At 71.7% G+C, this 23,073-nt stretch carries 15 protein-coding genes; 5 read left to right on the forward strand and 10 right to left on the reverse strand.

Going from position 1 to position 23,073, the window contains the following annotated elements; translation table 11 throughout:
• Positions 1–56: 56 nt before the first annotated feature.
• Together ACZ3TI_RS21485 and ACZ3TI_RS21490 are read right to left on the reverse strand one after the other, a co-directional pair.
• Positions 57–266, reverse strand: coding sequence for a DUF397 domain-containing protein (locus ACZ3TI_RS21485; protein WP_465728439.1), 210 nt, complete (start codon positions 264–266; stop codon positions 57–59).
• A gap of 3 nt (positions 267–269) precedes the next feature.
• A complete protein-coding gene (locus ACZ3TI_RS21490) occupies positions 270–560 on the reverse strand; it encodes a Scr1 family TA system antitoxin-like transcriptional regulator (protein WP_465728441.1) in 291 nt (96 codons plus the stop codon).
• On the opposite strand from ACZ3TI_RS21490, the gene ACZ3TI_RS21495 reads away from it, so the two are divergent.
• The 3 genes from ACZ3TI_RS21495 to ACZ3TI_RS21505 all read left to right on the forward strand — a co-directional run bounded on the left by ACZ3TI_RS21495 (position 513) and on the right by ACZ3TI_RS21505 (position 2,443).
• A complete protein-coding gene (locus ACZ3TI_RS21495) occupies positions 513–884 on the forward strand; it encodes a recombinase family protein (RefSeq protein ID WP_465728762.1) in 372 nt (123 codons plus the stop codon). The genes ACZ3TI_RS21490 and ACZ3TI_RS21495 overlap by 48 nt on opposite strands.
• On the forward strand, positions 881–1,099 hold the full coding sequence (locus tag ACZ3TI_RS21500; protein WP_465728443.1) for a hypothetical protein: 219 nt from the start codon (positions 881–883) through the stop codon (positions 1,097–1,099). The genes ACZ3TI_RS21495 and ACZ3TI_RS21500 overlap by 4 nt, the downstream gene beginning before the upstream one ends.
• 90 nt (positions 1,100–1,189) lie before the next feature.
• Positions 1,190–2,443: a polysaccharide deacetylase family protein gene (locus tag ACZ3TI_RS21505; protein ID WP_465728445.1), complete on the forward strand. Its 1,254-nt coding sequence runs from the start codon at positions 1,190–1,192 to the stop codon at positions 2,441–2,443.
• Positions 2,444–2,491: 48 nt separating this feature from the next.
• Here ACZ3TI_RS21505 and ACZ3TI_RS21510 read toward each other — a convergent pair whose 3' ends face one another.
• A complete protein-coding gene (locus tag ACZ3TI_RS21510) occupies positions 2,492–4,507 on the reverse strand; it encodes a transglycosylase domain-containing protein (protein ID WP_465728447.1) in 2,016 nt (671 codons plus the stop codon).
• A 125-nt stretch (positions 4,508–4,632) separates the two neighbouring features.
• Here ACZ3TI_RS21510 and ACZ3TI_RS21515 point away from each other — a divergent pair, with 125 nt between their 5' ends.
• Complete coding sequence (locus ACZ3TI_RS21515) at positions 4,633–5,742, forward strand: hypothetical protein (RefSeq protein WP_465728449.1); 1,110 nt, start codon at positions 4,633–4,635, stop codon at positions 5,740–5,742.
• Positions 5,743–5,839: 97 nt separating this feature from the next.
• Here the strand turns inward: ACZ3TI_RS21515 and ACZ3TI_RS21520 are convergent, their stop codons facing one another.
• The 5 genes from ACZ3TI_RS21520 to ACZ3TI_RS21540 all read right to left on the reverse strand — a co-directional run bounded on the left by ACZ3TI_RS21520 (position 5,840) and on the right by ACZ3TI_RS21540 (position 16,361).
• A complete protein-coding gene (locus ACZ3TI_RS21520; RefSeq protein ID WP_465728451.1) occupies positions 5,840–6,739 on the reverse strand; it encodes a Gfo/Idh/MocA family protein in 900 nt (299 codons plus the stop codon).
• A 95-nt stretch (positions 6,740–6,834) separates the two neighbouring features.
• On the reverse strand, positions 6,835–7,506 hold the full coding sequence (locus ACZ3TI_RS21525; RefSeq protein ID WP_465728453.1) for an O-methyltransferase: 672 nt from the start codon (positions 7,504–7,506) through the stop codon (positions 6,835–6,837).
• Positions 7,507–7,607: 101 nt separating this feature from the next.
• Complete coding sequence (locus tag ACZ3TI_RS21530; RefSeq protein WP_465728455.1) at positions 7,608–8,261, reverse strand: DedA family protein; 654 nt, start codon at positions 8,259–8,261, stop codon at positions 7,608–7,610.
• A gap of 313 nt (positions 8,262–8,574) precedes the next feature.
• The gene (locus ACZ3TI_RS21535) at positions 8,575–9,099 is read right to left on the reverse strand and encodes a hypothetical protein (RefSeq protein ID WP_465728457.1); all 525 of its coding nucleotides are present in this window, start codon (positions 9,097–9,099) and stop codon (positions 8,575–8,577) included.
• A gap of 26 nt (positions 9,100–9,125) precedes the next feature.
• Positions 9,126–16,361: an RHS repeat domain-containing protein gene (locus ACZ3TI_RS21540; protein WP_465728459.1), complete on the reverse strand. Its 7,236-nt coding sequence runs from the start codon at positions 16,359–16,361 to the stop codon at positions 9,126–9,128.
• A 481-nt stretch (positions 16,362–16,842) separates the two neighbouring features.
• On the opposite strand from ACZ3TI_RS21540, the gene ACZ3TI_RS21545 reads away from it, so the two are divergent.
• On the forward strand, positions 16,843–20,943 hold the full coding sequence (locus ACZ3TI_RS21545; RefSeq protein WP_465728461.1) for a LamG-like jellyroll fold domain-containing protein: 4,101 nt from the start codon (positions 16,843–16,845) through the stop codon (positions 20,941–20,943).
• A 184-nt stretch (positions 20,944–21,127) separates the two neighbouring features.
• Here ACZ3TI_RS21545 and ACZ3TI_RS21550 read toward each other — a convergent pair whose 3' ends face one another.
• Positions 21,128–21,967 (reverse strand): class I SAM-dependent methyltransferase, encoded by an 840-nt coding sequence (locus tag ACZ3TI_RS21550; protein WP_465728463.1) that lies wholly within the window; start codon positions 21,965–21,967, stop codon positions 21,128–21,130.
• Positions 21,968–22,230: 263 nt separating this feature from the next.
• Positions 22,231–23,025, reverse strand: coding sequence for a spermidine synthase (locus ACZ3TI_RS21555; RefSeq protein ID WP_465728744.1), 795 nt, complete (start codon positions 23,023–23,025; stop codon positions 22,231–22,233).
• Between the last annotated feature and the right edge of the window lie 48 nt (positions 23,026–23,073).

Below are 23,073 nucleotides of genomic sequence, written 5' to 3' on the forward strand. Positions count from 1 at the left end.
GTTTCAATCCGGGCACGTGATGTCGATCACGTGCCCGGCAAGCCGTGCGGCGGTGGTCAGATGCCGCCGAACTCGCCGGCGGCGGTCGCGGCGACGAAGGATCGCCAGGCGTCAGCGGGGAAGACGAGAGCGGGCCCCTCCGGGTCCTTCGAGTCACGAACGGGAACGACGCCGGGGAAGTCCGCCGAGACCTCTACGCACGTGCCACCGTTGTCGGAATGCGACGACTTGAACCAGGAAGCACCGGACAGATCTTGGCGGGTCATGAGTCAGAGTTCCTCTCGGGCCTTGCGGATCAGGTCAAGGGAAGCTGCTCTGGTCAGCGCTTCCGCCCTCAACCGATCGTAGGCCCTTTCCCACCCCCTGACAGTCCTGTCGTCACGCACGACGTAGCCCTGATCCGCGGATTCCGTGTATCCGACCACAGAACGATCGGCGAGCGTCAACAACGTGACGACGGACCGGAATGGGGCGTGTTCCGCCAGGCCGAACGGAGCGACCTGAAGGATCACATGAGGCCGGGTCGCCATCTCGGCCAGGTGATCGAGCTGCGCACGCATCGTCGCAGCGCCTACCAGGTCGTCCTGTACCTGGCCAAGAGCAACTCCCACTTCCCCGAGAGGGAGTTGGCCGTGTGCGACGCCTACGCCGGGGCCTTTGACTGGGGCATCGACCTGATCGTCGTGGACGACGAGGTCGACCGGAAGGGGCCCGACCACCGGCCGATGCTCCGGGCGGCCCTGCGGCGGGTCCAGGACGGGCAGGCCGGCGCGATCCTCGTCCCCTCCAAGTCCTCCATCTCCCCCATCGAGGGCGAGTTCGACGACTTCGCGAAGCGCGTCGAGAAGGCCTCCGGGTTCATCCAGGTGGCGAACCGGCGATGACCGGCCACGATGTCCCCGACAACGCCCTCAGGTTCGAGATCCGCGTGATCGACTCCACGAGCCCGCACTTCGTCATGCTGGAGTGCTGGGGGCTCTGGGATCGCGAGCACAACGAGTTCCTCCGCGTCCCCGGTTCCTCGGACCGGATCAGGCGCTTCTACACCGTCGCGGCCGCTGTCGCCTTCCGACGGAACCTCAGGACCAGCACGAGGTAGCCGAGTTGTCCGAGGCAACCTCCTCCGATCCCTCGAGCGTCGATCAAGGTGTTCCAACGATCGAACTGTAGGGCGATTTACGGAGGTACGGTGCGGATTGCTCGCGGCACGACCGGTCTGCTGGTGGTGGGGGTCGTCTCGGCCCTCGCCCTGACCACGGGATGCTCCGGCACGACGAGCAGACCGTCCGCCGCCGGCACCACGCCCGCGAGCCCCGCACCGACCCCCACCCCGACCACCCCAGCCACCACCCCCGCCCCCACCTGGGACGGCCAGGTCAAGGTCCTCGGCGACGGCTCCACCTCCGACACCGGGCCGCAGCCCAAACAGCCCAAGCCCGAGAAGCTGAAACCCGGTGAGCGCCCGCCGCAGTTCGTCGTCTTCTCCTGGGACGGCGCGCTGGAGGGAGACGAGCGCCAGTTCTCGCACTTCCGCAAGCTCGGCATGGAGAACAACGCCCAGATGACCTTCTTCCTGAGCGGCATCTACACCCTGCCCAAGTCGAAGCGCACGCTCTACCACCCCCCGCAGCACGACGCCGGCTCCGCGTCCATCGACTTCGCCACCGACGCCCACATCAAGGACACCCTGGAACAGCTGCGCCTGGCCTGGCTGGACGGCAACGAGATCGGCACCCACTTCAACGGGCACTTCTGCGGCCCCCAGCCCGGTGGCGGCGGCGAGTGGTCCACCGAGGAGTGGAAGAGCGAGCTCGACCAGGCCGTCTCGTTCGTCACCAACTGGAAGACCAACACCGGCTTCAAGAACCTCCCGCCGCTCCCCTTCGACTACACCAAGGAGCTGGTCGGCGGCCGCGCCCCCTGCCTGGAGGGCCAGAAGAACCTGCTCGCCGCCGAGAAGGCGACGAACTTCCGCTACGACGCCAGTTCCCCGGGCGAGTTCCAGGTCTGGCCGGTCAAGAAGGAGGGCATCTGGAACTTCCCGCTGCAGCTGCTCCCCTCCCCCGGCAAGACCTCCCAGAGCCTCTCGATGGACTTCAACTTCCTCGCCGGCCAGTCCGGGAACACCACCAAGGGCGATCCGAAGAAGTTCGACGCCTGGGAGAAGGAGACCCGGGACAGCTACCTCGCCGGTTTCGAGCGGGTCTACAACGGCAGCCGGGCCCCGCTCTTCATCGGTAACCACTTCGAGGACTGGAACGGCGGCATCTACATGCAGGCCGTCGAGGACGTGATGAAGAGCGTCTGCAAGCGCGAGGAGGTCCGCTGCGTCTCCTTCCGCCAGGTCGCCGACTGGCTGGACGCCCAGGACCCCGCGGTGCTCGACAAGCTGCGCCGGCTGGACCCGGGGCAGCCGGCCGACTGGCCGCGCCTGGTGAAGTAGCACGCACCGCGGGGCCCGCTCCATCGCGGGCCCCGCGATCGCCTCGGCCTACCGCCCTCCCGCCGCCTTCATGTACGAGGTCCAGATCCGCGTCGGCAGCGCCGAGTCCGGAACGTCCGGCGCCGCCCCGCCCAGCCCCTCCAGCGACAGCAGCTTCATGTCCTTCAGATCCGCCCTGAACACCGTGACCGCCGTCGCGAGCTGCCCGCTGTAGCCGACGGACCACCCCGCCGTACGGTCCGCCGTCGTGCCGGGCTTCGCCGCCAGGTCCGGCCCGGCCTCCGCCACCGACGCCGAGCTCCCGCCCCGGACCGCCCCCTTGAGCGCGGCGTCCACCTCCCCCGCCACCGCCGCCGGCAGCACCTGCGCGGCGGCCGGCAGCCGCAGGGCGAGCGGCTCGCCGTTGCGGGTGATCCTGAGCACCGAGTACGGGTCCGTCCGGGTGCCTCCCGCCGCGAAGGCGGCGTACGCGTCGGCCGCCCGGATCACGCTGGGCGTGGAGTTGCCGACCCCGAAGGCCGGCACCAACTCGCCCATGCTGCCCGGGAGCAGGCCGAGGTCGGCGGCGGTCTTCTGGACCCGGTCCAGGCCCACGTCCATGCCGAGCTGCACCATCGGCCCGTTGACGGACTGCTCGACGGCGCCGCGCAACGAGATCTGCCCCCAGTTGCGCTTGCCGTCGTTGGCCGTCTTCACGATCTTGCCGTCCCGCCCCCAGTACGGGCCCTCCGGCGTCATCACGTTCACCCCGTTGTCGCCGTTGTACGTGGTGGTGGGCGTCACCTGGGTCCGCTTGCCGCCCCGCTCGCGTTGCACGCCCTGGCTGAGCCCGGCGGCGTACACGACCGGGGTGAAGGCCGAACCGATCGGCACCGTCGAGGTGTTGGCGTTGTTGAAGCCCTGTTTCAGGTAGTTCGGGCCGCCGTAGAGCGCGACGATCCTGCCGTCGAGGGCCACGGAGGCGGCGCCGACCTTCAGGAGCCGGTCGGCCTCGCGGTTGTCGGGGTCGATCCCCTTGGTGGCCTCCTGCACCGCGGTGACCAGGGCGTCGACCCTGGACTTCTCGAAGGTGGTGTAGATCTGGTGGCCGCCGAGGTCCAGCTGGGCCGGGGTGATGTCGCTGTGGCCCTCCACGTAGGCCCGGGCCATGTCCACCAGGTATCCGACCTGCCCGCCGAGGCCCGCCGACTTCGGCTGGGGCTTGGGCTCGGGGAAGACCGTGTACCGGGCGCGCTCGCCGGCGGACAGCTTTCCGACCTCCACCATCCGGTCCAGGATCCAGGACCACCGCTCCTCGGCCCGCGCGTGGTTCTCCGCGCCGAGCGCCGGGTCGTACTGCCCGGCGCCCTTCAACAGGGCCGCCAGGAAGGCTCCTTCGCTCACGTCGAGCTGCGAGACGTCTTTGCCGTAGTACGCCGCCGCGGCGCGCTGGATGCCGTAGCTGCCGCGACCGAACCAGCTGCTGTTGAGGTAGCCGGCGAGGATGTCGTCCTTGCTCATCCGGTCATCCAGCTTGATCGCGATGACGGCCTCCCTGAGCTTGCGCGAGTAGTCCTGGTGCTGGTTCAGGTAGATGTTCTTGACGTACTGCTGGGTGATGGTCGAGCCGCCCTGGGTGTCGCCGCCGGAGACCAGCTGCCAGACCGCGCGGCCGATGCCCGTGACCGATATCCCCGGGTCCGAGTAGAAGGTCTCGTTCTCCGCGGCCAGCACCGCCCACCGCACCGGCTGCGGCACCCGGTCGAGCGGCACCTCCTGCCGGTTGGTCTCGCCGATGCGCGCCATCTCGGTGCCGTCCGCCCAGTAGTACACGTTGTTCTGCTGGGTGGCGAAGGAGTTCAGGTCCTCCGGCACCTTCGTGGTGACGAAGAACCAGGCGAGCAGCCCGGTCAGCGCGCAGGCCCCCGCCCCGGCCAGCAGGAGCAGCTGCCGCCAGGACGGGAGCCAGCGGCGGACCCCGCGCCGCCCCCGGCGCGGGTAGTCGATCCGCCGCACCGGCCGCCATCGCCGTCGCCGGCCTCCGGGCTGCTCCTCCTCGGCCCCGCCGCCTCGCTGTGCACGCACAGTCCGCTCTCCGATTCGCTCGTTGGTCGACCCCCTGTCGGATAGACGCGATGGGGACCGCAGAACGTGGGCGGGGGCGGGGTGTGATCATGGTCATACCGCGCGCCACGTGGAGAATGGCGCCCATGAGGTTGATCCACACCGTGATCGGTGCGCTGCTGCTCCTGCTGGTCGTCGGGAGCATCCTGCGCACCCTGGTCGTCCCGCGCGGGCTCTACTCGTCCCTGGTGAACCGGCTCTGGGCGGTGCTCCGGGGCGTGCTGCGGCTCTCCGCCGCGCCGTTCGGCGGCTACCGCGCGCAGGACCGGGCGCTCACCTGGCTGGCGCCGCTGGTGCTGCTGGGGATGCTCGGGCTGTGGCTCAGCGGAATGCTGACCGCGTACACGCTGCTGCTGCACGGCACGTCCGACCTGAACTGGTCGATCTCGATCCGCGAGGCCGGATCCAGCCTCTTCACCCTCGGCTACGCGAGCGGCGAGCGGCTGCAGCTCTCCGCGATCGACTTCATGGCCGCTGCCAGCGGCCCGCTGGTGGTCGCGCTGCAGATCTCCTACCTGCCGACCCTCTACGCCGCCTACCAGCGCCGCGAGACCGAGGTGACGCTCCTGCAGTCCCGGGCCGGTGAACCCGCCTGGGGGCCCGAGCTGCTGGCCCGCCAGTCCCTCGTCGACACCGAGAACGCGCTCCCCCAGCTCTACCGGGACTGGGAGCGCCTGGCCGCCGACATCGGCGAGAGCCACTCCAACTACCCGGTGCTGCTGTCCTTCCGCTCACCGCAGCCCAACCGCAGCTGGGTGGTCGGCCTGATCGCGGTGATGGACGCCGCCGCCCTGCACCTCGCGCTGTGCCCGCGCTCGGCCCCGGCCGAGGCCCGGCTGGTGATCCGCGCCGGGTTCACCGCGATGCGCGACATCGCCCGCTCGCTGCGGATCCCCTTCGACCCGGACCCGGACCCGGACGTGCCGATCCGGCTGACCTACGCCGAGTACCTGGGCGCCGTCGCGATGATCACGGCAGCCGGCTTCCCCCGCGAGCGCCCGATCGAGGACGCCTGGCCGCACTTCCACGGCTGGCGCGTCAACTACGAGGCCCTGGCGTACGAACTGGCCCGCCGCAGCGATGCCGTCCCCGCCCTGTGGACCGGCCCGCGCGACTTCCGCGCCCCCGTCATCCCCCCGGCCCGCCCCACCGACCGCCGCCCGAGCGGAACCCGCCCGCCCCTCCCCCCGGCCTGAGCGCACGGACGGCGGGCCCCGGGCCCGAGCGCACGGACGGCGGCGGGCGGGGCACCGAGGTGTCCCGCCCTTCGTCCCGCCGTTGCCCGGACCGTCCTCAGACCTCCACCGAGCCGCCGACGGCGAGTGAGCGTTCCGCGGCGGCGAGGATCTCCACGATCCGCAGGCCGAAGTCGGCACCGCAGGGGTGCGGCTCGCCGGTGGCCGCCGAGTCCTGCAGGGCGTCCAGGGCCCGGTGCAGTGCGGCCAGCGGGCCCTCGCCGCGCTCCGGCAGCTGCACCACGCCGTGCTCGCCGCGCAGCTCCATCCCCGTGCCGCCTGCCGCGGCCGGCGCGGTCAGGCTGAGCGCGAGCGTGCTGGACGCGCCGCCGGCGTGCCGCAGCACCAGGTGCACGGCGTCTCGCGGTCCGGCCACCGCCGTCACCTGCGTGGCGTCGCCGAGCACCGGCAGCAGGACGGACAGCGCGTGCGGGCCGACGTCCCACAGCGCGCCCTTCTCCTTGCGCCACGGCGAGGCCGCGTACGGGCTGGTGCTGTCCGGCGCGAACACCGAGCCGAGCCAGTCCGAGCGGCCGGTGTACCAGCCGCCGAGCGCCGCCTGCTCCTCGAGCCAGGGGATCTGCGGGCCGCCGAAGCGCACCGTGAAGAACACCACCGAGGCGACCTTGTGCTCGCGCACGGCCGCGGCCACCGCCTCGGCGTCCGGCACCGTCAGCGCCACCGGCTTGTCCAGCAGCACGTGGCAGCCGGCCTCGACGGCGCGCACCCCGAGGCCCGGCTGCACCGACGGGGGCAGCGCGATGGAGACCGCGTCCACCTCGGCCAGCAGCCGGTCGAGGTCCGCGTACCCGGGGACTCCGTGCGCCGCGCCCAGCACCTCGGCCGCCTCCGGGCGGCGGCCCCAGACGCCGGTGAACTCCAGTCCGGCGTGCTCCGCCAGGACGGGCGCGTGCACCCGCTCCGCCCAGGGGCCGGTGCCCAGAAGTCCGATCCGCACGATGTCTCCGTTCTTCGGTGGTACTGGTATTGCTGGTGGTACGGGCGGTACGGGTGGTGCTGGCGCTACGGGCCGCACGGGCTGTACGGGAAGGCTCAGCTCTGCACGCGGGCGAGCGTGAAGCCGTCGTAGCCCTTGCTGCCGACCGTCTGCACCGAGGTCGCGGTGACCCTCGGCTCGGCCGCGATCAGCTCGTGCAGGGCGCGGGTGGCGACCACCGCCGGGTCGGTGCTGTCGGCGTCGGCGACCGCGCCGGCCCGCACCACGTTGTCGACGACGATCAGCGAGCCGGGGCGGGTCAGCTGCAGCGCCCGGCGGAAGTACTCGGGGTTGCTCGGCTTGTCCGCGTCGATGAAGACCAGGTCGAAGGGGGCGACGCCCTGCTCCACCAGCGCCGCCAGCGAGTCCGCGGCCGGGCCCAGCCGCACCTCGGTGACCTTCTCCAGCCCGGCGGCGGCCAGGTTGCCGCGTGCCACCTCGGCATGCCGGGGGTCGATCTCCAGGGTGATCAGGGTGCCGTCCGCGGGCAGCGCGCGGGCCAGCCAGATCGCGCTGTAGCCGCCGAGGGTGCCGACCTCCAGGATCCGCTTCGCGCCCTGGGTCAGCGCCAGCAGGTGCAGCAGCTTGCCCTGGTTGGGGGCGACCGCGATCTTCGGCAACCCGGCCGCGTCGGCGGCGGCCGCTGCGGACTCCAGCACCGGATCGTGCCCGACCAGCTGCTCGGAGAAGTACGCGTCCACGGCGTCCCACGTCGGCTGCAACGTCATCGGGCCCTCCAGAGTGCAAGATCGGCAGGTACTCCGCCGATGCTACTCCGAGGGCCCGATGGCTCCGGGACGGTCGTCAGCCGTCCTCCGTCAGTCCGAGGTCATTCCGCCGGGGCTGCCGCGGCCGCGGCGGCCTGCTCCGCCTCGATCTTGGCGTGCGTCTTCGCGGCCCGGCGCTTCATGATCCAGGCCGAGAGGCCGCCGATCACGAGCGCCGCCGCCAGGCCGGCCCAGGAGAAGCGGGCCAGCCACGGCTCGATGCTCTTGCCCACCTTGTAGACCAGCAGCGTCGTGCCGCCGGCCCAGACCACGCCGCCCAGTACGTTGGCGATCAGGAACTTCCAGTACGGCATCTTCAGCGCACCCGCCAGCGGACCGGCGAAGATGCGCAGCAGGGCGATGAAGCGGCCGAAGAAGACCGCCCACATGCCCCACTTCTGGAAGGAGCGCTCCGCGGTGGCCAGGTGCGAGGGCCCGAAGTGCTTGGGGAACTTGCGTCCCAGCTTCTCGAAGAGCGGCTTGCCCCCCTTGCGCCCGATCGAGTAGCCGATCGAGTCGCCGATGATCGCACCGGCGATCGCCACGCCCGCCACGCCCCAGGGGCTCACCACACCCTTGACCGACATCAGGGCCGCCGTGACCAGGGCGATCTCGCCGGGCAGCGGGATGCCCAGCGATTCGATGCCGATGATCAGACCGACCACGGCGTACACCGCGGTCGGTGGAATGCCCTCGATCCAGGTGTCGATGTGCAAGGCCAGTACCTCCGTGGCAGGTCAGGACCGGTCGCGCGCCCCGAGGAGCGCGGCCGGTCCCGGCAGTTGTCCGATGGCGGCACGGCGCCGCTCCCCCTCAAGGCAGCGTAACGTGCCGGGCGGCCTGTCCCCCCGGCCTTCACCCGTGGTTACGACGTGCGGCCGCACACCATGGTTCCAGGCCGACCGGCATTTCTTCAAGATTCGGCAAAGTGCCTCTGACCTCGGGCGGAGCCCCTTAACGCGTACCGGATGCGACGACGCAGCCCCGGCGCGGAGGTTTCCGCGCCGGGGCTGCCGTGTGTGCCGGGTGTCAGAGCCGGACGTCCCACGGGAGCCGGTCGCCGGCCGCCTCCTGGAAGCGGCGCAGGCGCGCCTCGTCGTCCTCGACCAGGCTCAGGATCTCGAAGGCGTGGCCGGCCGAGTCGAGCGAGCGCCCGGAGAGGACTTCCGCGTAGAGCGTCCACAGGCCGGCCCGGGCCGCGTGCCGGCACTCCTCCGGGAGGTTCCTCCCCTGCGCGGTCGCGCCCTCCCACTGACCGTCGTCCCCGACCAGGTTGAGGACGATCTCCAGGAAGGAGCGCCGGGCCGCCGGCGAGATGTCGTCGGCGAGCGCGGCGAGGGCGACGGAGACGACCGGCACGGACGGCTCCATGACGACCGACGGAATCCACGCATGGCCGTCGATGCCGTCGAGACCGGCCTCCTCCTCCGAGCCCGCCCGGGCGAGGCGCACGAGCTCGCCCGCGAGATGGCCGGCCGGAGCACCGCACCCGCAGTGCAGGGCGTCCCAGTCGTACCGGCCGACCTCGATGTCGACGAGTTCCACGTTCTTCATCACCTTTCCTCGGGCCCGACGGGCCGTCACTGATGTCCCCACGGACCACCGGGTGCGCCCCGGGTACCGGGGACGAAGTTGGACGGAGCGTAGTCGGCCTGGCAACGGACACACACCGGCTTGGGCATCGCGGTCAACGCTCCCTCCGCCCGCTGCACCTGGAACGCGGGGGTGAAGATGACCTTGGACGGGTCCCCGCCCAGTGCCCGCAGCGCGTTGCCCTCCGCACAGTACGACACGCCCGGTGCGACACCGCCGGACGAAGCGAGTGCGATGTCACCGGTCTCGGTGTTGATCGCTGCCGCGTAGGTCCGGTTGGCCGTCTTCGAGCTCCGGCTGAAGACCGCGAAGGAGGGCAGCCGCTCAGTCGCCTGTGCCAGCCGTTCCGCCTGCGACCAGTCGCCCGCCGCCCGGTCGACCTCCACGACGGGCGGCGGCCCGCCGGCCTCACCGCGTGCGCTCGGCACCTCGGCGGGGCCGTTCGAGGCGGCCGGAGTGTCCCCCGCCGCCTCCGCGTCGGCGGACTTGCCGCCACCGCCCGGCTCGGTGTTCGGCTCCTTGCTGGTCCCGCTCTTCGGGTTGGAGGGGGCTTCACCCTTGGGCGTGGTGGGTGCGGGGTCGGGATCGGTCGCGATCGGCTCGTCATCGCTGAGCAGCCGCTTCAGCCAGCTGACGCCCTCGTCGATCTCGTCCGCGGCCTTGTACGCCCGGTAACCCTCCGATGCCGCCTTGATCAGGCCGTATCCGTCGAGCGCGATCGAGCCGACCGTGCCGGTGATCTGCCCCGCGATGTAGGCGTCGGAGTCGGTGTCGATGCCGAACAGGTCCGCGACCGGGGTGTCGTCGACGTAGTCCAGGTGCCCGGCCTCGGGCATGATCCAGGAGTTGTCCTCGTAGACCCACTCGTTGTAGAGGTCGGCGCAGCCGTTCCAGAAGTCCACGGTGCCGTCGACGGCCCACTCGTACGGCTCGCCGACGATCGAGTCGGCCACGCCGACGAAGAACTCCTCGGTGCCCTCCGCCGCGTCGTCGAACCAGTCCTCGCCCCACCACAGGCCGCTGGGGTCGCAGCCGGTGGTCGGGTTGTCGGCCGCGTAGGCGTAGCCGCCCATCTGGTTGGCGTCGCCCACCTCGAAGACCGGGTCGACGCTGAGGAAGCGACCGGTGACCGGGTCGTAGTGGCGGGCCCCCAACAGGCTGAGTCCGGTGGTGGTGTCGACCGGCTGGCCGAGGAATCCGTGGTTGTCGGCCCAGTTCGCCGGGTTGGCGCCACGGAGGTTGCCGTAGGGGTCGAAGGCCCTCCGGGTGATCCCCGACGTCGAGCCGTCGATCTGGAGCTGGGCCGTCCCCTGGCGGCCGGCCGGCTGGTAGCTGACGCCTCCCTTGCTGGAGCGGACGATCGTCGTGCCGTCGGGCGCCCGGTAGTAGCGCAGGCCGCTGACGGTGTTGGCCACGGTGTCGAGGTTGAGTTGCTCGACACCGCCGAACAGGTAGAGCGTGTTGAGGCCCGCGCCGCGCTGCAGCAGCAGCGTGCCGTCGGCGTCGTAGAGGTAACCGGCCTGCTTGCCGTCGGTGGTGGCGCTCTGCGTGCGCCCCTCGGCGTCGTAGGTGAAGGTCTGGTTGCTCGCCTTCGCGCCCGTGGTGACCCGGCCGGTGGTGTTGCCGGCCTTGTCGTACGCGGGGGTCAGCACCGTGGTGCCGGTGGTCGGGTTGCTGATGGTGACGGTGGCTGCCGCATTGGGCTGGTTCGCGGTCGCCGCGCCGGCGCCCGGGTAGGTGATGGTCTGGGTGGTGTCCTTGGCCGCGTTGCCGGTGACGTCGTGGCTGACCTGCTGGGTGCGGTCACCGAGCTGGTTGAACTGCCAGTCCAGCCAGTAGGGGTTGGGCCCGCCGACGGTGGCCGGGCTCGGCTTGGCCGAGGTGCACCGGGCGAGTTGGCCGGGGCTCGCGCCGGTGATGCCCTTGGTGTCCGTCCAGGCGGTGACCAGCCGGTCTTGTGCGTCGTAGGTGAAGCACTGGGTGTCGGTGGCCCGGTCGGTGCCGCCGCTCGACTGGACGTCGGACACCGTGGTCAGGTTGCCGGACTCGTCGTAGCCGAGGGTGAGGTTGCTGATCGGGTTGGCCGTGTTGTTCTGCAGCGTGACCCGGCTGGTGGCCAGTCGGCCGGTCGCCTGGTCGTAGGTCTGCGCGGTGCGTAGTTGCTTGGCGGGCGCACCGATGGTGGTCTGCCACACCTGGCCGAGCGGGCTGTAGTTGGTGGTGGCGACGTACGGCGTGCTGGGCGAACCCATGCTGTACAGCCCGCCCTCGAGGTTGTAGCCGTACCCGATCGTCTCGCCCGGAAGGCCGCCTTCGGTGCCGTAGGTGGTGGAGGCCAGCAGGTTGACGTTGGCCGTGTAGGCGGCGGAGGCCTTGTAGGTACCGGCCAGCTTGCCCTCGCTCGCCGGGATCACCACCGAGGTGGCGGTGGGCTGGCCGACCGCGTTGTAGCCGTCGATCCGCTTGACGTACGCACTGCCGTTCTTGCCGCCGACGTAGCGGGCCGAGGAGGAGAACAGCCCCTTGCCGAGGCTGTCGTAGTTCCAGTCGGCGAGCAGCTTCGACGGGTCGCCCGTGTTGCTGCCCGCGTACTCGCCGGTCTTCCGGCCCAGCGGGTCGTAGGTGTAGGAGAGCGTCTGGCCGCGTGCGTCCGTGGTGGTCGCGACCTGGCCCATCGGGTCGTAGCTCGTCGTGCTGGTGCCGCCGTCCGGGTCGGTCTGCGAGAGCTTCCGGCCCTGGAGGTCGTACGTGTAGGACCAGGTGTTGCCCACCGTGTCCTTGATCGTGGCCGGCTTGCCGGCGGCGGTGTAGGTCAGGCGGGTGGTGATGTCGGCGGTGGCCACCGAGTTCGCCGTACCGCTGGACCAGAGCAGGGTGCTGCCCGCGTCGTAGACCGCGAGGTTGCCGTCGCTCTGGACCTTCACGAACGCGCCGGTGTGACCTGCGGTGTTGCTGGACCAGAGCTGGGTGCCCTTGGGGTCCTTGACCGTGAAGCTGCCGTCGGCCTGCACGGTCGCGTAGGCGCCCGGGTGTCCCGTGGTGCCGGAGGACCAGAGCGTCCTGCCGTCGGTCAGCGCGGTCAGGACCAGGTTGCCGTCGGCCTGCACGGCGAGCCGGACGCTGCCGGAGATCTCGGAACTACCGGAGCGGATCACCGAGTTGGCGGCCAGCGTCTTGTCACCGGTGGTGTCACGGGACACCTTCGCCGTGGTCCGGCCCTGCGCGTCCGTGTAGGTCGTGGTGGCCTTGCCCCCGCCCGGCGGGGTGCTGTCGACCCGGTCGACGCCCCGGTAGGTGCTGGAGGAACGCCACAGCACGGTGGCGAAGGAGTCCAACTCCGAGGTGACCGCACGGCCCTGGCCGTCGTACCGGGTGCGGGTCACCGACGGGCCGGTCCTGTCGGCCTCCGCCCACATCGTCGTGCCCGGGGCGTTCGCCGGATCCGAGTACGGGGCGATGGAGGCGGTCTTCCAGCCGTGCGAGTCGTAGAAGTTCGACGAGACCAGCCGGCCCGCCGAGTTGTCGGCCGTGGTCGCCTGGTCCTGGCGCAGCTGGAGCAGCCCGTCGTAGATGCTCGCGTTGACGCTGTAGGAACCGTCCTCACGCAGCGACTGCGTGAGGACGCTGTTCGGGTCCGGGTTGTCGCCGGCGCCGTGAACCGCGTACGAGAAGATCTTGTCGGGGCTTTGCGTGGCCTTGTTCCGGCCCGGGAACCAGACCCTGGTCCGGCGGCCGAGCGCGTCGAACATGACGTCCGTGACGCGGCCGTTGGAGTCGACGGCGTGGGTGACCGCCGCCCGGGTGGGCGCGACGGTGCTGCTGGAGGTCCAGCCGAGCGGGTTGGTGGTGGAGATCGTGGTGGGCAGCGTGCCGCTGTCCGGGCTGTAGCTGGTCGTGGTGGCCGCGCCCGCGCCGTCCCGGCTGCGGATGACGCGCCCGTACCTGTCGTAGCTCACCGCGCCGATGGTCTGGAAGACCGGCTTGCCCTTGGCGTCGTAGGAGGTGACCGCCTGGGTGGCGGTGACCAGGCCGAGGGTGGAGCCGTTCTGTCCGACGGTACCGAAGGTGCCGGGGTTGGCGATGCTGCCGTCGCCGTCGTAGAACATCCGCTTGTGCGAGAGCGTCGTGGTGGCGCTCTCGGCGGTGCCGCAGGGGCCCGCGACGGTGACGGTCTCGTCCGGGACGGTCAGCAGCAGCGGGTTGGCGGCCGGTGCGTCCGCGTACGTGGTGGTGGTGCAGCTCTCCTGGGAGGGGTCGGCGAGGTCACCCTTGTCGTCCACCTGGGAGAGGCGGCCGAGCGGGTCGTTCACCTGCTTCGACTGGGTGGTGCGCCACGTGCCGTCGGAGAGCAGGCCGATCGAGCGGGTGCCGGTGGACTGGACCCGGCGGGCCGTCTGGTCGGGCAGCGTGGAGAGCTTCGCGGGCGCCGGATCCTCCGAGGTCCACGCCGTGCGCGTCGCGGTCGCGGTGACCGTGGTGCCGGGCGCGTCGGTGAGCACCTTGCGGTTCACGGTGCCGCCGGCCTGCGTGTAACCGTCCGTCTCCTGGGCAGTGCCGGCCAGCCAGGGGCTGTCCACGGTCTGCTCACCGAGCGAGTTGGCCAGCTTGACGCTGCGCTGGGTGCCGTCGGCCTTGTAGTCGCCGTCCATGCCCTGGAGGTAGGAGACGACGGTCTGGGTGATCGGGTCGGGCGCCGCGCCGGTGGTCGTGGTGACGGTCCGGTAGCCGCGGAACTCGTTCCAGGTCCGGTGCTTGTCGTCGGTCAGGTCGGAGTCGTCGCGGTGCCAGGCCGCGCCGCCGCTATAGGCGTAACCGGTGACCTTGGCCGGGGAGCCCGCCTTGGTGCGGTCGCTCTCGGCGACCTGCGCGACCATGGTCTTGTTGAACCAGTCGGCGATCGGGTCCTTGCCGCCGGGTGTGTTCCAGAACACCGGGTAGCAGCCCATGGTGTTGCTGTCGGCCGAGGACGGCATGCGGTTGTTCTCGCGCGAGCACTCCGGAGCCCGGTAGGAGACGGCGATCGACTCGCCGGTCTCGGTCTGGACGCTGGAGATGCGCGGGTGGTACAGCGGCGGGGCCGCCGGATCGAGGCCGTCGACGCGGTTGTCCATCTCGACGCCGACGAAGCTCACCGGGTCGAGGGCGAGGCTGCCGGTGCCGCCCGCCGAGGTGTCCTTGCCGGTGTGCACGACCTGCGAGAGCCACATCACCGACTGGAGGGCGCCGGTCGTCTTCGGGTCCTGGGTCTTGCCGGTGACCGGGTCCATCGTGCCGCCGGCGTCGGAGAACACCTGCTTCAGCTCGTAGCTGTCGACGTCCTGCCAGGTGCTGCCGACCCGGACCTTGGTGTCGATCGACTTCAGCCGGTAGGTGGACCAGAAGGTCGGACCGCCGATCAGGCAGACGCCGTCGGTGTTGTCGCCGTCCGCCTTGGTCTTGTCGTCGGCCTTGCACGTGAGGTCGTACGGCGTGTCCGGCCAGTTGGTCGCGGTGTCCTTGGACAGGTTGGACGCCTGGCAGACGCTGTCCGACGTGGTACAGCGCTGGGCGGCGTCGAACACGACCTTGGCCGAGGGCTCGCGGCCCGCCTGGGCGTCGGCCAGCAGGTAGCCGTAGGAGACCTGGGTCAGGTGGCCGCCACGGGTGTACTGGGTCATCGTCCCGCCGTCGCCGTTCTTGGCGACCTGGCCGAAGCCCATGTTGTAGTGGTTCGACTCGGTGGCCCAGTCGTAGCGCTGGGTGTTGCCGTGCGCGTCGACCACGAAGTCGAGGTTGAAGCGGTAGCCGACCGGTTTGTCGCAGCGCGAGTCGTTGCCCTTGCCGGAGTCGTAGCAGGGGTCGCCCGACTTCGGATGGTAGACCGGCACGCCCCAGGCGCTGTTGGTCGCGCCGTCCGAGGTGGTGCCGGGGGCGTGGTTGAGGCCCAGGTAGTACGAGGAGCCGTCGGTCGTGGTGACCTTGAAGTACTCGCCGTCCCACAGGCCGTTGGCCGCGCCGGTGAGCCGCTCGATCCGGGTGCCGTCGTCGTTCGGCAGGCGGTAGATCCCGTCGGCGCCGCGGATCAGCTTGCCGTTGTGCGAGCCGAGCGAGATGGTCGCGTTCCACCCGGCCCAGCACTCGTCGCCGGAGTCCTCGATCCCGTCGTTCTTGCAGGACTTGTAGGAGCGCTCGATGAAGCCCGGGCTGTACGCCCAGCCGTCACCGATCCACGAGGACTGCGAGTTGCGGGCCGAGGTCTCGCCGTCCACCGCCTGCGAGTCGTAGGAGAGCGCGACCAGCGGCGAAACCCCACCGAGGGCGGGCGGGAGGGTGATCGGATAGCGGTAGGTGAACGCGCCGGAGGACGAGGTCGACCAGGCGCCCGAGGCGGACAGCGAGGTCGCGCCGTAGTCGCCCTGCGAGCCGCCGCCACCCGCCACCGCGGCCACCGCCACACCGGGCGAGGACTGCGCGGCGAGCGCCGAGCGCGAGGCGAACAGGCTCGCCGGCTTCGACGCCTGGGCCGCCGAGGGCAGGGCGACGGTGGCGGTGAGCTTCTTCCCCGCCGGGTCGTTCACCGACTCGATCGGCTTCTGCACCCGGCAGGCGGGCAGTTCCGGGGTGGTCAGCGCGCAGCCCGGCAGGGCGACCAGGTGCAACCGGGAGGCCCACCCGCCGCCGTACGCCTGCTCGACGCCGCGGTAGTCCAGCGAGACGGAGACCCCGCCGACACCGGATCCCTTGTCGGCGCGTTCCAGGCCGACCAGCAGCCCGTCCACGCCGATGCCCTTGGCCTGCTCGTGGTCGGCCGTGCGCACCTGCACCGAGGAGACCGGCGCGATCGGCGCCAACGGGCTCACCGGCGCGCGGGCCCGGGTGCCGACCGCCGAGGGTTCCGCGGCGGCCACCGACACGGGGGACGCCCCGGCCTTGACCTCGGGCTTCGACCCGTTCTTGGCGTCGGCCTTGGCGTCGGCCTTGAGCGCCGCGGGCGTGGCGGTCCGCTCGGCTCCGCCGGCCGCCGCGCCGAGGTCCACCGTGACCGTCGAAGCGGTCGGCCACACGGGAGCGACGGGCTTGTGCACCGTCAGTTCCCGTGCCCCTGGCGTCAGTAAGGGCGCGGGCTTCGCCCCCGAGCCGCTCACCGGACGGCCCGGGACCTTGGCAAGGTCGGGCAGCGGGTCGGCCGCCCATTCCTTGTCGGTGTAGTGGTAGCCGCCGACGACCGACTCGGCCACTGCCATCGGTGTCAGCAGCGAAAGGGTCACCGCTGTCGCGACGGCGACCGTCCCGCGTCGTGCCAGGGCACGCGCGCGGGGACCGTGGATCCGGCGCAGCTTTGATCGCATGCCGAACTATCCCCCTGTCGAACAAGAACCTCTCAGATGCCCACAGGACGCGAACATCTGACGATACGTATGATCGTTCGGCACCGTATTGCCACAACTGTTTCACCGGCAAAGAGCAACCCGGGAACCAGACCGCCGGGGGTTCTCCCGGCGCTTCCACCTGGGCTGATACAGCCGGATGAACACGACCAAATGCGATGCAAATCCGACATTCGACGGCCGACGGGGCGTCCGGTTGTGAAGAACATCACGGCGTGACCCGCCGCCGTCCCAGCTGTCCTGAAAGGGCGACCTCATGGGGGAAATCACCCGCGCCCGGAACCATCCGGCGCGAATACTCACGCGCGCCGTGGTGATACCGGCCACACTCACCGGATTGTTCCTGGGAGGCAGCGGGCCGGCGCTGGCGGGCGGTCAGCCGTCCCCCGCCGCCCCGGCCACGACGGCCGGCGCGAGGGCCGTGACACCGCTGGAAGCGGCCTCGACGACGGCCCGGGAGTCCGGTCGCCCGGTCCCGGTGGAGGCGCTGACCACGGAGACCGCCGACACGGTGGCGAACGCCGACGGCACCTTCACCCTCACCACGCACCTCCAGCCGGTGCGGGTCAAGCGGGACGGCACGTGGAAGCCGCTCGACGCGAGCCTGGCGCACAACGCCGACGGCACCCTCTCCCCGAAGGCGACGCCGGCCGGCCTGGCCCTCTCCGGCGGCGGCTCCGGCCCGCTGGCCACCCTCACCGACCCGAAGGGCCGCCGTCTGGCCCTGTCCTTCCCCGCCGACCTGCCGGTCCCCGAAGTCAGCGGCGACAGCGCGCGCTACCGCGGCGTCCTGCCCGGCGTCGACCTCGACGTCACCGCCAGCGACCAGGGCGGCCTGCGCGAGGTCCTGGTCGTCCACGACGCCACCGCCGCCGCCAACCCGGCCCTCACCTCGCTCCGGCTGGCCACGCACACCACCGACGGCCTCTCACTCGCGACCGGGCCGGACGGCGCCATCACCGCCCAGGACGGCGACGGCACGGCCGCGTTCACCGCCCCGACACCGGTGATGTGGGACTCGACGGGCCGGACCACCGGCTCCCCGACCCAGGCCCCCGCCGAGCACCGGCCCGGAGGCGACGCACAGGTCCGCCCGATCGGGGCCAAGGCCGAGCGGAACTCCCTGGTGCTCACCCCGGACGCCGGACTGCTGACCGGCCCGAACACCGTCTGGCCGCTCTACATCGACCCCGCGGTCAGCCCGGTCACCAGCACCACCAGCCACTACACCATCGTCCAGGAGGGCTGCCCGGGCAACACGTACTACGACACCGCCCAGGACAACGGCCAGGGCATCGGCTACCAGCACTGGAGGGACTGCTACGGCCTCCAGCGCTCCTTCTACGAGGTCGGCCTGGGCAACCTCAGCAGCGACATGGTGATCTCCAAGTCGGTGCTGCACCTCACCGAGACCTACGCCGCGTCCTGGGACTGCACCAGGAAGTCCCAGGTCCGCCTCGCCACGGTCGGCCGGATCTCCTCCTCGACCAACTGGGACAACCAGCCCTCGGTGGCCGGCGACGGCTGGCTCGGCACGCAGTACCCGACCAGGGCCAACGGCGGTGGCGGCTGCGGCAACCAGGAGGTCGGCTTCGACGTCACCGGCCAGATCACGAAGCTCGCCGGGCACGCCGACACCTGGACCTTCGGCCTCTACGGCAACGAGTCCAAGTCCGACGACAACGACGACTACATGCGGTTCAACCGCAACCCGTACCTGACCACGGTCTTCGACATCGCCCCCAACCAGCCCGACGCGCTCGGCACCGCACCCGCCGCCCACAACCCGGACGGCAACGGCTGCGAGGGCCAGCCCGGCTGGATCGGCAACTCGGGCACGGCAGGCACCGCCTCCGACATCGCACTGACCGCCCGCCTCACCACCCGGATGAGCGGCGTCAACCTGCGCGCCCGGTTCAAGGTGTGGGACACCCAGGCCGGCGGGGCGGCGAAGAGCCAGCCGGTCAGCGACTGGGTCTCCCCCGGCGGCACCGTCCGCACCAACCTCGGATTCACCGTCAGCGACGGCCACCCGTACAGCTGGTCGGCCCAGGCCGAGGACGGCACGCTCACCGGTCCGGTCTCACCGACCTGCTCCTTCAGGGTCGACCTGACCCCGCCCACCGTCCCGGCCGTCGCCGACTCCCCCGTCTTCCCGCCGCTCGGCGGCTCCGCCGCACCCACCGGACACGCCGGTGACGGCGGCGTGAGCGTCAAGGTCACCGCCGCCGACCCGGTGCCGGCCGACTGCGCGGGAAGCTGCCTGAGCAGCGGCATCAAGCGCTTCGAGTACGCGCTCGACACCGACATCAACGGCGCGACCTGGGTACCCGCGACACCCACCGGCGGCGGCGGCGCGACCGCCGACGTACCCATCACGCTCAGCGCCGCCCAGTGGGGCACCCACACCCTCTACGTCCGGGCCGTGGACGCGGCCGGCAACACCCGTCCCACCGCCGCCCAGTACAGCTTCTTCGCGCCGTGGAACCCGGCCGCCAAGGTCGCCCAGGGCGACCTGGACGGGGACGGCGTCCCGGACCTCGCCGCCCCGACCACCGACGGCGACCTGATGCTCGTACGCGGCGACAGCAACCCGGCCGCCGCGCCGCAGGTGATCTCCACCAAGGACAAGAGCCCGGACGGCACCGGCTGGAACAACTACCTCATCGCCCACCGGGGCACCGCGACCGGCAGCAACACCGACGACCTGTTCGCCCTCAACAGGGCGACCCACCAGCTCTACCTCTACCCGAACGACGCCACCACCTCCGGGGGCACCACGGGCCGCTTCACCCTGACCCAGAACGTACTCGCGATCAGGAACTCGGACAGCTGCCCGGCCAAGGGCAGCGACGGCACCTGGAACAACGTCAGCCAGATCCTGGCCCCCGGCAAACTCGCCCAACTCGCCGACGCACCCGACCTGATCACCGTCGACAAGGGTGAACTCTGGTACTACCCCGGCAGTTTCCAGGCCGGCTGCAACCTCGCGGCCGGCGTGCGGATCGGCACCGGCGACTGGTCCGGCACCACCCTGCTCGCCCCCGGCAAGGTCGGCGGCACACCGACCCTGTGGGCCCGCGACAACACCACCGGCGCGGTCCTCAGCTACCCGCTGACCTTCGCCGACGGCGTGCCCACGAGCTCGATCCCGGCACCGGCCGGCGCAGCGCTCACCTCCGCCGTCCTGAGCGGCCCGGGCAAGAACCTCTGCCTGGACATCGACCACGCCAGGACCGTCAACGGCACCGCCGCCCAGGTCTGGAGCTGCAACGCCACCAACGCGCAGACCGTCACCCGGGGCACCGACAACACCCTGCACGTCCTCGGCAAGTGCCTGGACGTCTCCGGCGGCCGGACCGACAACCTCACCGCCGTCCAGCTCTGGACCTGCAACAACACCGACGCCCAGCAGTGGGTGCCGGGCCCGAACCCCGGCTCCCTCAAGAACCCGGCCTCGGGCCGCTGCCTCACGGACCCGTCCGGCAACAAGAACCCGGGAACCCGGCTGGTGATCCAGGACTGCACGGCCTCCCCCGGCCAGAACTGGGCCGCCACCACCGCCGGCAACGCGCTGCCCGCCGCCCGGCCGGTGCTGCCGCTCGGCGTCGGCGGCGGCGAGTACCCGACCGTCGGCTCACCCGGCGACGCCCAGGGCACCGGCAACCCGGCGCTCTACGCCACCACCACGGGCGGCCAGATCGTCGCCTACCCGGGTGCCGCGCCCGCCGGCGGCACCGCCCGCTTCGGCAGCCCGGTGGCCATCGGCTACCTGCACCAGCCGGTCGACTGGTGGAAGCTCGCCGACACCACGGACAGCGTTCGCCCGGCCAACGGCCTCACCCCGGCCGGCGGCGCGACGCCCGGCACCGACCCCGCCCAGGGAGGCGCGCTCGCGCTGAACGGCTCGTCGGCGTACGCCGCCACGCCCGGTCCGGTCCTCAACACCGGCATCAGTTACACCGTTTCGGCCTGGGTCAACCTGTCCGACCTGAAGAACAACTCCACCTTCGTGTCCCAGTCGGGCACCAGCGCCAACGGCCTCCAGCTGTACTACTCCGCTTCGGCCCACGCCTTCGCGCTCGGCCGCGCCCACGCGGACGACACCACCGGCGCGTTCTCCAGCGCCTACGGTCCTGACGACGGCACGCTGAGCCCGAAGGCGAACACCTGGTTCCACCTGGTCGGCGTGTACGACGCCGGCCGGCAGCAACTGCGGCTGTACGTCGACGGCCAGGCGGCCGGCACCGCCGACTACACCGGAACCGTCTGGAACGCCGGCGGACCGCTCCAGCTCGGCCGCCGTCTCTACCAGGGCGGCTACGGCGAGTACGCATCCGGCCGGATCAGCGACGTCCAGGTCTTCGACCAGGCGCTGACCCCCGCCGGGGTGGCCTCCCTCGGCAAGTCCCAGCCGGTGCCGACCCAGCTCGGCTGAACGACGCAGCTCGGCTGAACGACGCAGCTCGGCTGAACGACGCAGCTCGGCTGAACGACGCACCGAAGGCCGCCCGCCCGCTCCGGATCCCGGAACGGGCGGGCGGCCTCTTCTGCCTCTCCGGCCTCTCCGGCCTTGGGGGCCTCTCCTGCCTCGGGGGCTTCCGGTCTACGGCTCCTTCGGTCTATGGCTCCTTCGGCCGCTCGGCGAAGTCCAGGACGGTGACGGAGGGACGGCGGGTGGACAGGGGCGGAGCGGCCAGCGCGAGGGGCAGCAGGGCGCCGACGAGTCCGCGTCCGCCGCTCGGTCGGACGTCCCGCACCGCCACCACCGCGGGACTGGCGGTGCGGAGCTTGTCCCGCTCGCCCGCGTCCATCGCCCACGGCATCCGCGGCGCCTGGTAGCCGTGGGCGCGCATCTTCCCGGTCAGGGTGAGTCGGCTGAACCAGCGCGGCACGGCGTCCAGCACCAGCGACCCGCCCGGGAACCGCTCGGCGCAACCCGCGATCAGGGCCTTCACCCGGTCCGGCGGAAGGTACATCAACAAGCCCTGTGCGCTGACCAGTACCTCGTGGTTGCGGTCCACCTCGTCGACCCACCCCAGTTCGGTGGCGTCGGCGGCCAGGTACCGCTGGCGCTCGCCGGGTGGCAGCAGCTTCTCGCGCAGCGCCACCAGCTCGGGCAGATCCACGCTCAGCCAGCGGGCCCGCCCGTTGTCGACCCGCCAGTACTGGGTCTCCAGGCCCTCTCCGAGACAGACCACGGTGCCGCGCGGTTCCCGGGCGAGGAAGTCGGCTACCTCGCGGTCGAAGCAGGCCGCGCGCAGCGCCTGGAGCTGGGCCTGGGTCCCGCTGGTGCCGAACCGCTGCGCGAACGGGAAGTCGATCCGGTCCACCAGCTCGACGGCCTTGGGATCGTGGAGCACGGTGTCCGGCCGCCGGGCCTCCAGTGCCCGGTGCCACAGCGTCCACAGGGCCGTCTCCGGCACCGCCCCCAGCTCGGGCCGCTCCACGCCGCCAGTCATCGCTCGCTCCTTCGACGTGCCTCGTGCGCGCCCCACGCGCGCGCTCCGCGCTCGGGCATGAACCCGCCGATTCTGACACCCGGGCCGCACCGGTCGATCCGCCGACGCGCCGACGCACCGACCGGCTGCGGGCGGGGCCGCGGCACGAGGAGTCGGGCCCGTCGACTTCTCACGCTGTGGCGGTGACGGCCGTGGCGGTGGGGGCGGGCATGCGCGTACGGGTGGCGAGGGTGAGACCTCAAACCCGGTGGCCCGGCGCGGGCTCAGCCCACGCTGAAGGCGCCGTCCGGCGGGGGCGGGGAGTCGGTGGCGTCGGCGTCCGCCACCGGGGCGGTGCGGCCGACCAGGGCCGCCAGGTCCTCCCCCGCCACCAGCCGGGCGGGGAAGATGTCGCCCGCGCACAGCCGGGCCAGCTCCGCCTCCGGCAGCGGCGCCGTCGAGCCCGCCAGCAGCACGTTGCCGTACCGGCGTCCGCGCAGCACCGACGCCTCGGCCACCAGGCAGACGTACGGGAACACCGCGCGCACCGTCGCCGCCTGCGCCTTGGCGAAGGCCAGCGGCGGGCCGTCCGCCAGGTTGGCGGCGTAGCAGCCGCCCTCGCGCAGCGCGGCGGCGACGAGGCGCAGGAATTCCACCGAGGTGAGGTGCGCGGGGGTGCGCGAGCCGCGGAAGACGTCCGCGATCACCAGGTCCTGCGAGCCCGCCGGGACGTCGGCGAGGGCCGCGCGGGCGTCGCCGACGGTCGCGGTGATGTCCGCGCCGGGGCCCTGCCAGGGCAGGTGCGCGGCGACCAGGTCCAGCAGCGGCCCGTCCACCTCCACCACCCGCTGCCGCGAACCGGGCCGGGTGGCGGCCAGGTAGCGGGGCAGGGTGAGCGCGCCGCCGCCGAGGTGCAGCGCGTCCAGCGGCTGCCCGGCGGGGGCGAGCGCGTCGGTGAGGTGGCCGAGGCGCCGGGTGTACTCGAACTCCAGGTGGGTCGGGTCGGCCAGGTCGACGTACGACTGCGGGGTGCCGTCCAGGGTGAGCAGCCAGCCGCCGTCGCGGTCGATGTCCGGCATGAGCTTGGCGAAGCCGAGGTCGGTCTGCCGACCGACCGGCACCGGCTC

Source organism: Kitasatospora sp. NPDC023120, assembly GCF_055560835.1.